Source organism: Alteromonas sp. MmMcT2-5 (genome assembly GCF_022348315.1).
In the GTDB taxonomy this organism is placed as follows: Bacteria; Pseudomonadota; Gammaproteobacteria; order Enterobacterales; family Alteromonadaceae; genus Alteromonas; species Alteromonas macleodii.
This window is the reverse complement of record NZ_JAKRFB010000054.1, coordinates 16,929-29,384: the sequence shown is the minus strand read 5'-3', so window position 1 is coordinate 29,384 and position 12,456 is coordinate 16,929. Positions and strand designations below refer to the sequence as shown.

Annotated in this window: 11 protein-coding genes and 1 pseudogene; 7 read left to right on the top strand and 5 right to left on the bottom strand. The window is 44.3% G+C overall.

All coding sequences use genetic code 11. The features are described 5' to 3' along the window. Positions 1 to 129: 129 nt before the first annotated feature. A pseudogene (locus MHN09_RS17680) lies at positions 130 to 469 on the bottom strand (DDE-type integrase/transposase/recombinase); the annotation flags it as partial. 74 nt (positions 470 to 543) lie between these two features. Between MHN09_RS17680 and MHN09_RS17675 the strand changes: the two are divergent. The 3 genes from MHN09_RS17675 to MHN09_RS17665 all read left to right on the top strand — a co-directional run bounded on the left by MHN09_RS17675 (position 544) and on the right by MHN09_RS17665 (position 2,898). Then, on the top strand, positions 544 to 723 hold the full coding sequence (locus MHN09_RS17675; RefSeq protein ID WP_053103825.1) for a transposase: 180 nt from the start codon (positions 544 to 546) through the stop codon (positions 721 to 723). A gap of 223 nt (positions 724 to 946) precedes the next feature. Then, the gene (locus MHN09_RS17670; RefSeq protein WP_014950619.1) at positions 947 to 1,735 is read left to right on the top strand and encodes a lipase; all 789 of its coding nucleotides are present in this window, start codon (positions 947 to 949) and stop codon (positions 1,733 to 1,735) included. A gap of 89 nt (positions 1,736 to 1,824) precedes the next feature. Continuing rightward, positions 1,825 to 2,898: an ADP-ribosylglycohydrolase family protein gene (locus tag MHN09_RS17665; RefSeq protein ID WP_239241624.1), complete on the top strand. Its 1,074-nt coding sequence runs from the start codon at positions 1,825 to 1,827 to the stop codon at positions 2,896 to 2,898. A gap of 84 nt (positions 2,899 to 2,982) precedes the next feature. Here the strand turns inward: MHN09_RS17665 and MHN09_RS17660 are convergent, their stop codons facing one another. Next, positions 2,983 to 4,071 carry a Gfo/Idh/MocA family oxidoreductase gene (locus MHN09_RS17660; RefSeq protein ID WP_239241623.1) on the bottom strand — a complete coding sequence of 363 codons (1,089 nt, stop codon included), beginning with the start codon at positions 4,069 to 4,071 and terminating at the stop codon, positions 2,983 to 2,985. Between the two features lie 96 nt (positions 4,072 to 4,167). Further along, positions 4,168 to 4,455 carry a response regulator gene (locus MHN09_RS17655; RefSeq protein ID WP_239220219.1) on the bottom strand — a complete coding sequence of 96 codons (288 nt, stop codon included), beginning with the start codon at positions 4,453 to 4,455 and terminating at the stop codon, positions 4,168 to 4,170. 274 nt (positions 4,456 to 4,729) lie between these two features. Between MHN09_RS17655 and MHN09_RS17650 the strand changes: the two genes are divergently transcribed. The 4 genes from MHN09_RS17650 (at position 4,730) to MHN09_RS17635 (ending at position 10,259) form a co-directional block, all read left to right on the top strand. Further along, complete coding sequence (locus MHN09_RS17650) at positions 4,730 to 5,890, top strand: AI-2E family transporter (protein WP_049588171.1); 1,161 nt, start codon at positions 4,730 to 4,732, stop codon at positions 5,888 to 5,890. A gap of 193 nt (positions 5,891 to 6,083) precedes the next feature. Continuing rightward, positions 6,084 to 8,252 (top strand): TonB-dependent siderophore receptor, encoded by a 2,169-nt coding sequence (locus tag MHN09_RS17645; protein WP_239241622.1) that lies wholly within the window; start codon positions 6,084 to 6,086, stop codon positions 8,250 to 8,252. A gap of 11 nt (positions 8,253 to 8,263) precedes the next feature. After that, positions 8,264 to 8,821: a hypothetical protein gene (locus MHN09_RS17640; protein WP_239241621.1), complete on the top strand. Its 558-nt coding sequence runs from the start codon at positions 8,264 to 8,266 to the stop codon at positions 8,819 to 8,821. A 1-nt stretch (position 8,822) separates the two neighbouring features. Beyond that, the gene (locus MHN09_RS17635; protein ID WP_049588167.1) at positions 8,823 to 10,259 is read left to right on the top strand and encodes a PepSY-associated TM helix domain-containing protein; all 1,437 of its coding nucleotides are present in this window, start codon (positions 8,823 to 8,825) and stop codon (positions 10,257 to 10,259) included. A 278-nt stretch (positions 10,260 to 10,537) separates the two neighbouring features. On the opposite strand, the gene MHN09_RS17630 is transcribed toward MHN09_RS17635, so the two are convergent. Both MHN09_RS17630 and dsbG read right to left on the bottom strand, forming a co-directional pair. After that, positions 10,538 to 11,548, bottom strand: coding sequence for an NAD(P)-dependent alcohol dehydrogenase (locus tag MHN09_RS17630; RefSeq protein WP_014977336.1), 1,011 nt, complete (start codon positions 11,546 to 11,548; stop codon positions 10,538 to 10,540). A 151-nt stretch (positions 11,549 to 11,699) separates the two neighbouring features. Then, positions 11,700 to 12,446, bottom strand: a complete 747-nt coding sequence (gene dsbG, locus MHN09_RS17625; protein ID WP_014977337.1) for a thiol:disulfide interchange protein DsbG — start codon at positions 12,444 to 12,446, stop codon at positions 11,700 to 11,702. Positions 12,447 to 12,456 lie beyond the last annotated feature (10 nt).

Genomic DNA, 12,456 nt, shown 5'->3' with positions numbered 1-12,456 from the left:
TGATGGGAAGGGATTCTCCGATTGCTGTACCTATCAAGAATTTGCCGAATGGGCAAAAATGAAAATGACGCCATCGCAAGTTTAGCATGCTGGTTAATAATCAAACTGATACTTAGCTTGTAGTGGTCAAGTCATTTTGGCCACATCGTTGTAGCTATTCCAATAACGTTTCTCCGATTCATTCGGTGTTAGACCACCGTTGTATGAATGCGGTCTCAGTCGGCTGTAATAGCCATAAATGTAATCACCAATCTTCTGCTTTGCTTCAGCAAAATTCCGGTAACCAGTAGTTGGAACCCATTCGGTTTGAGACTTCTGAAAAAGCGTTCCATCGGGCTATATCCCAACAATTTCCCCTGCGACTCATACTTTGTGTTAAGCGATACCGCCAAATTAGCTGACGGAATTTTCGGCTCGTGTAATGACATCCCTGGTCGCTATGGAACATCACGTTTTTAGGCTTTCCCCGATACCCCCTGTGTCAGGATAGTTGTCGCCTCAGTTTTTCATAAAAATATAACAGGAGCGGTAAGTTAGTTATTAGTGAAGCATTATCCTGAAGACCATAAGAAAACCGTCATTAGAAAGCTGGTTGAAAGTGGCTTATCATTAAGCCAATTCGCAAAGCTAGAGAGTATCAACTTATCTATTTTGTATTCATGGCGAGATAAGTATTTACAAGCAGGTTCTAGTTTGGCAGGTAGCAATAGTTCAGAAGGTTAGTCACCAGAGCAAAAGTTCGCAATTGTTTTAGAAACAGCAGCATTGAGCGAGTTTGAGTTAAGTGAGTATTGCCGTGAAAAGGGGCTTTACTCTGAGCAAGTTAAAGAAAAATGACGCGCCCCGTCATAACACTGAAATAAACTTCCTGTAGCGTGAAGTATTCAGTGAAAGAGTCTTCAACGGCTCAGCTTCAAAAACGCTAAATGCTCCAATACGAGTTTTCATGAAGAAATTGAAACGCTATCAATATGAAAGATATGCCATTCTCTGCCAACTCGCCTACCCTGATGCCGACGAGCAATACCAAAAAATCTTAGATCCTTTTTATGAACGCCAGCTAGTCGATAAGTACGGCAGAATGAGCGTAAGAATCTTGTGGGTCGAGAATAAAAAAGAGGTCATTATCGTTTTTCGCGGATCATTGGGGGTAAGAGATTGGCTAGCGAATTTATTCTTTATCCCAAACAAACTCAATCAGTTAAACAGAAAATTCTGGGTCCACTGGGGGTTTGCGCGGCTATTGGCTCAACCTATGTATTCCAGCACTAAAACATCCAATGAAGCATTACCACTTAGAGAGCTACTTGTAAAAGTGCTTGAACCACTTAGGCAGCAAGGCAAGCGCTTTACATTCATTGGCCATTCGTCCGGCGGCGCAGTAGCGGTATTAATGGCTGATTACTTTGAGCGTTTATACGCAAAGTCAGTAAAAAGGGTAGTGACTTTCGGACAGCCCGCAGTGGGCACGCGCTCTTGGTATAAGCACTACACGCTACACCATAGAACGTATCGCATTTGCTGCGATTTAGATGTAATAACCTTTATGCCGCCCTTCCCTTTTTACTTCTGGCACGTTGGCAAGATGCTGTGGCTGCACGATGATAAAATTTACGAAAACACGCCTACCCATAAACGCTTTTTGATGTCGCTTCACAGCTGGTTGTTACGCCCAATTACCTATCACTACATGCGAAAATATATCCGCAACAAGTCGCTTTTCGATGAGCATTAGAACGATCATTTTCGACCTACAGTGCGTAATTTAAAGGTACTTGATTATTCAATCCCGCACAGTACTGCATAAGAGGTAGGCTTAAAGAAATGTCTTCACTGTCAATCAAACGAGCAAAAGCAGCGCTTAAGAACGCGTTTATCGGCGACGCGTTGGCTATGCCGGTACATTGGTATTACAACCCAGCAGATATTTATAAGGCATTTCCGTTAGGGATAGAGCAATTTGAGGATGCGCCATCATTTCATCCGTCTTCAATAATGTCGCTACATTCCACGCAGCAAGGTGGGCGCGCGAATAAGGCATCTGCAAATCAAAAAGAGATAGTGGGCGACGTTATTCTCAAAGGTAAAAGGCAGTATTGGGGCAAGGACAACATTCATTACCATCATGGTATGAAAGCAGGAGAAAATACACTCAATGCACATTGCGCGCGTATCGTTTTATCATGCGCACTTAAAGGGTATGACGAAAACGAGTTTTTAACTCAATATATTAGCTTTATGCGCGCTGATGAACCTAAACATCCTGACACATACGCTGAGTCTTATCACAGAGGCTTTTTTGCGAACTTAGAACAAGGTACTCCAGCACACAAATGCGGGGCGGTTACACATGATACGGCTTCAATAGGCGCTTTTGTGTCGGTAACACCTTTGGCGGTAGTAGAAGCAAGCAAAAGCACAGCCCTTGAGGACATCAAACGCCTGTGTCGTAGTCACCTTTATTTAACTCACCCGGATGAATCTTTAGCATCGGTGTGCGATTTCTATGTTGAGTTAATCTACAAATTAGTGCATCGCGAAGGTGAATCACCCAAGGCCATTTTAGAAGATATTGCCCGTAAATCTGCGCACATGAATTTGGCTGCGATAGCGGCAAAAAGCAAAAGCCATATCGAGATTGTTGGTCGTATGTATTCGCCAGCGTGTTATATCTCAGACGCGTGGCCCGCCGTTTTGTACTTCGCTTACCGTTATGCTGATACGCCTAAAAAGGCGTTGATTGCGAACACCAACGTGGGGGGCGACAACGTTCACCGCGGTTTTGTATTGGGGGCAATAATGGGGCTAATTCAGGCGACAGAAATATCCCAATGGTTTAGTGAATTAGCTGACAAAAAGGACTTGGAAGCGCTAATTAACCTTCTTAATGAACGGTAACTAAGACGCAAAAGTCTGGTAGACCCAGTCGCAAAATGAGCAAATGGCATTCACTGTCCGATAGCGTATTCGCGCAAAAGCGCCTTACAACGCAACCGTTTCCCCTGTTCTCGCCGCCTTAAATATAGCGTTCACAATGCGGATATCGGCCAGACCTTCATTGCCAGTCACCATAGGCTGTTGTCCAGTTAATATGGCCAGTGCATCGTTATCCATTTGCAGCGTTTGCTGCATACCGTTTATGGGAGCCAGCGTTTTTCCATCAGACGTGGTGCCCGTTACCCCACTGTAGCTCTGCATGGGTTTAAGTTGATACCAGCCTTTTTCACAATCAGCTTTAAAATGGTTAAACCCTTTTACTACACTGGTACCGCAATCGGCCACTAGTCCGTCGCCAAAATCCATCGTAAACAAGGTCGTTTCATCAACCTCAGTAAACGTCTCTGGAAAGCGCTGTGGTGGATGACTTCCCGTCACCGCTAATGGCTCACGGCCCGTTAAAAAGCGTGCGCCGTTTATCGCGTAAACGCCCATATCATAAAGTGCACCGCCGCCCATGTGCTTTTTCATTCGCCAGTTATCAGGCGCTCTTCCTTGTCCTGCATAACCAGCAAAGCTCGATACCGCGGTCAAGTTTCCATACGGCTTAGTTTCAAGATACTGATGAAAAGTGCGGGTATTGGGTTCGTGCTGCATACGATAGCCTATCGACAACTGCACGCCATTTTTGTTACACGCATCTATGATAGCTTGGCATTCCTCGCTATCCATGGCCATTGGCTTTTCACACCACACATGCTTTCCGGTATTTGCGGCTTGTACCGCAAAGTCCTTGTGTGTGCCAGTAGGCGTTACAACGTAAATAACGTCAATATCGTCATTATTCGCAATATCTGCCATGGTGCTGTACGTGTACACATTACTGTCTTTAATGCCGTACTTTTGCTGCCACTGCGGGATCTTACTCTCGCTCCCCGTGATTATCCCCCGTAATTCACAGTGTTTAGTGTCCTGTAAGGCAGGGGCGAGTAAATTTGTGCTGTAATTGCCCAACCCTAACAGCGCCACGCCTATTTTCTTTTTCGAAGGCTGTGCCATTAAATAAGGACTGTGCGCAACCAGCAAACCTGAACCTGCCAATTGAAGAAAGTGACGACGAGTAATGCGGGGCATTAGTACTCTCCGTTAAAAAATTAATCCGTGCATGGTTTTAGTAGTACCTTTCTTACTCAGAAAGATCACAACACTGTTGCGATATTATCGAATGTGTTACCAATAACACCATCGAAGGTTTATAGCTGGCAGCCAATACAGCTTTAAAGCCCTTTGGCGCATCGTGCCGTATGGTAACGCGCGATTTTGACGAAGTGCCGTACATAATTCGTAACCATTCATACCCGGCATGCCGATATCCAACAACACTAAATCGGGCGTGAAAGACGCGACAGCCTTTAATGCGGATGACCCATCTTCCACTACTTGAACCTGACACCCTTTTGCCTCCAATATCCATCCCATGGTAATAACGGCATCTTGATTATCATCGGCAAATATCACCGCACCAGTTATGTTTTCTATAAGAGCTTGAAAGGGGATGTCGTCGGTAAAAGAAGATGAGCCCTACTTATTGGCTCAGACATAATTCGCTCAAATAATGCAGAAAAAATTATACTAAAGTAGAAATCACTATTTAGCTAACGATTTACGTAAAGCAGTACAAAGCGACTTCTATAGCGGTGCGGTAATTGAACTTAAATGATTAAATTTTCGTAACACTTACGCTATCACTAGTAAAAGTTCTACCAAGATCACTTTCTACCAAGGCTAAGACATGGACAACGCTGGCTCGAATCAAGATAAAGGGAACGCGAAGTATGCTGGTAAGTTCCCCAAAATAGCCCAACAAACCAGACTGCTAAATATTCTTGTGATTTTTGCTGTCATTTATACATTGTACCTTGCCAAATCTTTACTTGTTCCTCTTTTCTTTTCCGCCTTTGTTGCTCTGCTTTTGAGCCCTCTTGTTGCATTCGCACGCAAGTTATTGATACCTCGCACACTTTCAGCAGGAGCCCTGATTGCTTTGCTGGTCGCGCCGTTTACATTTTTAGGTATAGAGCTTGCTGAACCGGCAGAACGCTGGATGCAATCTCTCCCCAAAATTGCTGCCGAGATATCCAAAGAAATTGAAGAGATAAGCAGCAACATCGACGCTTATGCAACGCCTCCAGCTGAACCCGTTGAAAAAGAACGTTCATTCTTTAGCTGGTTTGGTGACGATGAGAAGTCACCTGAAATTTCTCCACCGCAAGACAACACAAACTCTGTGACGGACAAAATTAAACAAAGCGGAATAGATATTGGGCTCACACTCTTCGGTAACGCGCCATTTTTACTGGCACAGGTGCTCGCCTGTATTGTTTTAATTTTCTTCTTGTTGGTTTTTGGCCCCAACCTATTCAATGTTTTTGTAAGAGACTTCCCCATAGTTACTAACAAGCGACGAACGCTGGTATTGGTCGATCAAATTCAAAGGGAGCTGTCTTCGTATATCGTCACCATCAGCATCATAAACTCATGCTTAGGATTATCTACAGCAGGCGTGTTTTACTATTTAGGAATAGACGATGCGTTACTTTGGGGAGCGCTGGTTGCGCTGATGAACTTTGTCCCCTACTTGGGTGGTGTGGCGAGCTGTGTGGTATTGCTGGTAGTTGGGCTTGTTCAGTTTGGGCTTACCAACAGTGCGTTTCTGCCTGCGGGTCTGTTTTTAATATTGAATATTATTGAATCACAACTCATCACGCCTGCGGTGCTAGGAAGAAGTATGCAGCTTAACCCATTAATAATCATAATTTGGATAGCAATAACGGGTTGGCTATGGGGTGTGGTAGGCGTTTTACTTGCCGTGCCTATACTAATGTGTTTTAAGATCATTCTCGAAAATCTGGGCGTATTTGATCACTGGATTAAACTTCTCGAGTCAAAATAATTTTACTCTCTTCGTCCCTTCAACCACGTTGCATGGATAGCAGCGTGTGCGGACTTTTACCTAACATCTAGGCACAAAGCACGATAGTCCTCTTCAAATAAAAGACGAAATGCATATTTTAAAGGAACATATCCTGCCTTTTTAAAATGAAAATAGTTATCATATTCGTTGTCTTTTGATTTTTGGAGCTCCCATGAATTTGCTTAAAAGTGCCTTGGCCGTGATGATCGGCCTGTCGTATGCAGGCGCGCCTGTATATGCACAAACAGAAAAAAATAATAATGATGACATTGAGCATATTACTGTTGATGCATCTCAGGTTGAATTACGAGATAGCTTTGCAGGAGGCCAAGTATCTCGCGGTGGTCGCGCGGGTATTTTAGGTAATCTCGACATGATGAACTCTCCATTCGCAAGCACCAACTTTACCGCAGACATCATAAGGGAACAGCAAGCAAGAAGTATCGCCGATGTGTTGCAAAACGATCCGGTGGTTCGTGTGGCAAAAGGCTTCGGTAATTTTCAAGAACTATACGTAATGCGCGGGTTTCCCGTTTATTCTGACGATATGACTTACAACGGATTGTACGGTGTTTTACCTCGCCAATATGTTGCTGCAGAGTTGTCAGAACGCGTTGAGGTTTTCCGTGGCGCCAGTGCATTTCTAAACGGCGCAGCACCGGGAGGGAGCGGCTTAGGTGGTTCGGTAAATATAGTGCCTAAGCGCGCGGGCGATGACCCATTAAACCGTGTAACGCTTGGATACGAGTCTCAAGGACATTGGTATGGCGCAGCAGATGTAAGCCGCAGATTTGGCGACGACAGTCAAAGTACAGGCATAAGAGCTAACTTTGTACAACGAGGCGGCGAAACAAGTATCGATAACCAAGATCGTGAATTGAGCGTTGCTGCTATTGGCATTGATCACGATAGCGATAACTTCCGTCTTTCTTTGGATTTGGGCTACCAAGACCATCAGGTTGACTCACCACGCCCTGCAGTCACTCCTGGCAGTGCAATTCCAGAAGCGCCTGACAGCGACACCAATTTTGCCCAAGAGTGGACTTACACTAACGAGCGTCAATTTTTCGGTGCGGTTCGAGGAGAATACGATTTTACCGACAACATCACTGCATGGGCGGCGTATGGTTTCAGATCGGGTGAAGAAGATAATGTGTTTGCTAACCCTAGACAGGCAGAAGCAAATGGCGACTTTTCCGCTTACCGTTTTGATAACGTTAGAAATGATGAAATTCGCTCAGGTGAAGTGGGTCTCAATATCGAATTCAAAACCGCAAGCGTGGGACACACGATCATTACGTCTGCATCAACGTTTTTTCTAGAATCTGAAAATGCCTATGCGTTTTCAGATTTTAGCGGCTTTGCTGGAAATATTTATAACCCGGTAACGGCAACCGTGCCCGATGCTGACTTCTTTATTGGTGGCGACCTTAGCAACCCACTAATCACAGAAAAAACAGACCTTTCTAGTTTTGCTCTTGCAGACATGATTTCGTTTAACGATGGAAAAATTCTCTTAACCCTTGGTGGCCGTGTTCAAAACATTGAAACCCGCACCTTTGATTACAATACAGGTGATGAGTTGTCAGGGTACGACGAATCTCAATTCACGCCGGTTGTGGGCATTGTTTATAAATCGTCAGAACAGGTGTCTTATTACGCCAACTATATCGAGGGGCTGCTTCCTGGTGAGGTAGCGCCTGCATCAAGCGGTGGTGAACCAATTGAAAACGCGGGTGAAGCTTTTGACCCATACAGCGCCGAGCAAATAGAAGTAGGTGTGAAATATGATGCTGGCCAATACGGTGGTTCATTGAGTGTTTTCAACACCTCAAAGCAAAGCTCAATTATTAAAGACAATGTTTTCAGTACCGATGGTGAACAGCAAAACCAAGGGCTTGAGTTAAGCGTATTTGGCATGCCAACTTCAAATTTACGTGTTTTGGGCGGATTCACTTGGCTCGATGCGGAAATGACGAAAACTCAAGACGGTACACTAGATGGCAAAACGGCCATTGGTGTTCCTGATTTACAAGCTAACATTAATATTGAGTGGGATGTTGATGCCCTTCCAGGGCTTACTGTCGATGCACGTGCGGCCTATACATCGAAACAATATGCCAGTGCCGATAATAGCCTTGAAGTCGATGCATCCAATCGTTTCGATTTAGGCGTTCGTTACAGCTTCTTTGCAGGAATGACCGACATCACACTTCGCGCTCGTGTAGATAACGTCTTTGACAATAATTACTGGGCGTCGGTAGGAGGCTTCCCTGGCTCAAACTACCTTGTATTAAGTGAACCTCGGACATTCAGACTGTCTGCTTCATTCAATTTTTAACGGGTTAAGTTATGCTACTGTCAATCGCTGCCTTTTTAGGCAGCGCATTGGCGATAGGTTTGTTTTACCGCGCTTGGCAAAGCACACAGATCGCCTTTAAACGTATAGCTAAACTCTCGGCATTGTTGTTAATGCTGGCGAGTTTAAGCCTTTGGATTACAGAGTACGGCCCTGAATTAGGTACCTGCTACGCAGTAGTCGCTTTCTCCTTACAAGCATGGAGTTGGATTTATCTCGCCCGACAACGAATAAGTAAAGATGTAAAACGCGTCGATTTACCGTTCGCATCTGGATTGACTACCCCGTCTACCGCTATTGCTTTTAACGCCCTCGTAAAACTACTTGGCAGTGTGTTTTTAAGTGCTATTTGCGCCATGTTAGTTACCGTAGTGTGGACAACAGCGCTTAGCATGAGCAAAGTAAACCAGATTGCACTGGGAATTTACACCATGCCTCTATTATGGGGATGTGGCGCATACTGGCTGTGTGCAGACAGTAAACTATGGCGCCCGGTTGGGGTGTTGAGTGTACTTAGCGCGTTAAGTTACTTCTACTTGTATAGTATATAAAATGAGTATTTCTATTTCTCCCAGCGCAAATAAAAGCGCCTTAAAAAGTCACGCTTGGTTAGGACTAGCCGTTAGTGTGTTGATGTATTGGGTGTGCTTTTCAGGCACTTTATCTGTTTTCTCTCAAGAACTTCTGCGGTGGGAACAACCCCATATTGCAGATAATCTAGATTACACCCCTGGCAGCATTCAAAATGCTTATGAACGCTTTCTCACAATGAAAGAGGGTCAAACACAGGGAAACATTGTCATTCGCTTGCCTACGCACGATTTGCCACGCGCACGCATTAGTGCAGACGGTGAGTATTGGAATATTTCTCCAACCGGCGAATTAAGTGAACCATCCACAACACCTATTACTGATTTAATCGTTGATTTACACACCGCTCTTCATTTGCCAGAAGACATCGGAATGATGGCCGTCAGTGTATTGGGTGCTATTTTGAGTGCATTGATTATCTCTGGCATTGTTGCTCACAGACGTATTTTTAAAGATGCCTTTCGCTTGCGAACAGGTAACAACGAGCAACTTACACAAGGCGACTTACACAATAGAATGAGCGTGTGGGGCTTGCCTTTTCACTTGATGATTGCACTAACCGGCGTTTATTTTGGTTTAGCATCGTTTTTAACGTCCATTTATGCCGATACTTTATATGAAGGAAACAAGCTTGATCTGTTTGCCGACATTTATGGTTCATCAATTCAGCTTGAACATCAGCCAGCCATTGCGAATATAGAAAAAGCGCTGACCGACATAATGAAAATGGAGCCCAATACCCAGCCCATTTTTGTTACTTTGGAAAACGCGACCAAAGACAATCAGTATATTTTGCTCGGCTCTCAGCACTTGGATAAGCTCATTTATTCAGAACAATACCGCTTTGATGCCAGTGGACAATACATCGATAAAGTCGGTTATTCAGATGGTGATGCTGGCCAACAAGCGATATTTTCTGTATATCGCATACACTTCGGCCACTTTGGTCCAGAAGCAATGAAGATATTCTTCGGATTAATGGGGTTCGCGTTAACCATTATCTCTGTTACCGGCATAAATTTGTGGCTGGCAAAACGCGCTAAGCAAGATGCCTTAAACCAGCTTTGGCTCGGTTTTGTGTGGGGCACGCCTATCGCATTTATTTGGGCTGCATTGTTAGAGTTAACGCTGGCGCTGCCCACAAAACCTGTTTTCTGGGTAACATTGACAGCTATTCTTATCGCTTCACTAATGCAAAAAGTGCTTATGAAAACTCACTTGGTGCTGTTGAATTGTCTCGCCGCCTTGTTAGTTGTATTGGCCATTACTCACTTTGCTGTTCACTACCCTAGTTCGTTAGTCATGAACTCGCTCATTATAGACAGCGCGTTTATCGTTTTTGCCCTGTGCGTATGGCGCTACCTATATTCTAGGTTGAAGAAAGGCTGGAACATTTAGCTCAACCAGATGAAGGTTAAGTTTGAGTAAAAATTAGCATTTTTACATAGTCTAAGTCTGAGCATAATTGATATTAAAAAGCCTTCCGTGTGGAAGGCTTTTTGCTTTTGAAGTCTGTTGCGAAACACCGCTGGCACACTTAATCCATCATCATCATTTAATTCAAGTGGCTCCCTAACTGCCAATGATCCAGCTTTGACAAAGAAGTCTTGTTATCAATGCATCACTTGATTTGCAAACCATTAACTTTGATAGCGTCACAAACAATGCCAGAACTCTTAGATATCAATACAAATCTTGCCGAAGTGTTTGCCATTAACCTCATATTCAAACGCTTTAGCGAGTTCATCGAGTGAAAAACTTGTATCAATTACAGGCTTTATTCCGCTCGCCTCTAGGGCATTTACGAAGTCATTTTGATGCTCCCTGCTCCCAACAATAATCCCTTTAAGATTGATCTGCTTTGCCATCAGCGCTGCTGTTGGAACATCTCCTTTCACGCCGGTCAATACGCCAATAAGGACAATATTTCCATTCACACGACACGCATTGATTGACTGTGCTAAGGTAGCAGGCCCTCCCACTTCCACAACGTGGTCTACACCTTTCTCTCCGCTCCACGCGTTAACCGCACTCCCCCACTCGGGTTCTGCTTTATAGTTCACGATGAAATCAGCGCCAAGGGCTTTAGCCTTTTCAAGCTTTTCATCCGAGGAGGAAGTGATAGCAACGTATGCCCCCATCGCTTTGGCTATTTGAAGTGCGTATATTGAGACACCGCCAGTACCTAGCAACAGCACCTTGTCGCCAGCTTTAAGCTTACCCTCAACAACTAATGCTCTCCACGCTGTTAACCCTGCCGTTGTAATTGTGGCGGCCTCTGCATGGCTCCATCCTTGTGGAGCTTTAGTAAACCATGTGGCTGGTCGAACGACATATTCTGTTGCGTATCCGTCAAGGCCATCACCAGGCGTTCGACTGAAATCGCTACACCTAGGTTCACCGTTCAGCCAATCCGGAAAAAATGTCGACACAACATGATCGCCCTCCTCGAACTCATCAACGTCCTCACCAACTTGAGTAATGATGCCAGAGCAATCAGACAGGGGTACACGATTCTGCGCCGTAGGAATAGTGCCATTAGCAACACTAAGGTCATGGTAATTCAATGAACTCGCATGAACACGTACTTTAATTTCTTTACTTCCAACTGTTTGAGGCTCGTCAACGTCTGTCGTCTTTAATCTTTTAAGCCCTTCATCATGGGTTCCAATAACAACTTTTCTCATGTACGGATATCTCTTTAATTTTGATTAGTAATATACGTAAACGATTCAAATGAGATTACTGAAGGTTTTTATCTGAGATAAATAGTAAATGTAGCTCCTGACTTAAGGGAACATTTTGTACTCATTGTTAATTCCGTCTCTCCCTTTATCTTTAATTGTCTAGCACTGTTTCTAATTGAGCTGTGGTCGGAAGCCCCATTTGTAATTTCACAGCACCAGACTCATCCCTAAAATAAATGGCAGGCGTAGCGGAAAGGCTCAGTCGTCGCATAAGCCTGTGGTTGTCATCAAGCTCCTTTTTCACCTCTGGTGTCGGGTTATTCAAAGGCTTAAGCAGCGCTAATTGACCAGCTTCATGGTTGTGAAGAATCTCACTAGGGTTTTCTGCGCTAAGAATGGCTGCAGATTTTCCATAACTATCAGCCTTCAATATACCGACCAGGATATGCCGAATTTGAACATTACCGGCGTCAACCCACGGTCGGGCCTGCTGCCAAAACTTTTGACAATAAGGGCAGTTCGGATCGGTAAAGGCATAGACAACTCTACTAGCATTAGGGTTACCATCTAAAACCCAACTCGACTCACTCAACTGCTGCCATATTTTTTCGCTTTGCGCACCGTTTATGTAGTTATTTAATTCGTTAGCTCCAACATCTTGTCCGTTTGCGTCGAACATTTTTCCAGCCAACATATACTGACCATCTTCCGTGACATAAACCGTGATTGCATTACCTTTGAAGTCAATGACATAGCCTGTCATTTGGGATGGCGCATCAAAGCGACTTATCACCTCTCCGCCTTGCTTTTCAACGATGCTGAGAGGCTTTGGAAGCTCACTATCAGTGGCGAATGATGAGCTAGAGAAAGCTAACATCCAAGAGACTACTTTTAGCATTCTTATTCCT

Bases quoted from the DNA above. Each gene is read 5' to 3' on its own strand.
- MHN09_RS17640 (WP_239241621.1), top strand. From the start codon at position 8,264: ATGCTACTGTCAATCGCTGCCTTTTTAGGCAGCGCATTGGCGATAGGT.
- MHN09_RS17665 (WP_239241624.1), top strand. From the start codon at position 1,825: ATGTCTTCACTGTCAATCAAACGAGCAAAAGCAGCGCTTAAGAACGCG.
- MHN09_RS17645 (WP_239241622.1), top strand. From the start codon at position 6,084: ATGAATTTGCTTAAAAGTGCCTTGGCCGTGATGATCGGCCTGTCGTAT.
- MHN09_RS17635 (WP_049588167.1), top strand. From the start codon at position 8,823: ATGAGTATTTCTATTTCTCCCAGCGCAAATAAAAGCGCCTTAAAAAGT.
- MHN09_RS17670 (WP_014950619.1), top strand. From the start codon at position 947: ATGAAGAAATTGAAACGCTATCAATATGAAAGATATGCCATTCTCTGC.
- MHN09_RS17660 (WP_239241623.1), bottom strand. From the start codon at position 4,071: ATGCCCCGCATTACTCGTCGTCACTTTCTTCAATTGGCAGGTTCAGGT.
- MHN09_RS17630 (WP_014977336.1), bottom strand. From the start codon at position 11,548: ATGAGAAAAGTTGTTATTGGAACCCATGATGAAGGGCTTAAAAGATTA.
- dsbG (WP_014977337.1), bottom strand. From the start codon at position 12,446: ATGCTAAAAGTAGTCTCTTGGATGTTAGCTTTCTCTAGCTCATCATTC.
- MHN09_RS17650 (WP_049588171.1), top strand. From the start codon at position 4,730: ATGGACAACGCTGGCTCGAATCAAGATAAAGGGAACGCGAAGTATGCT.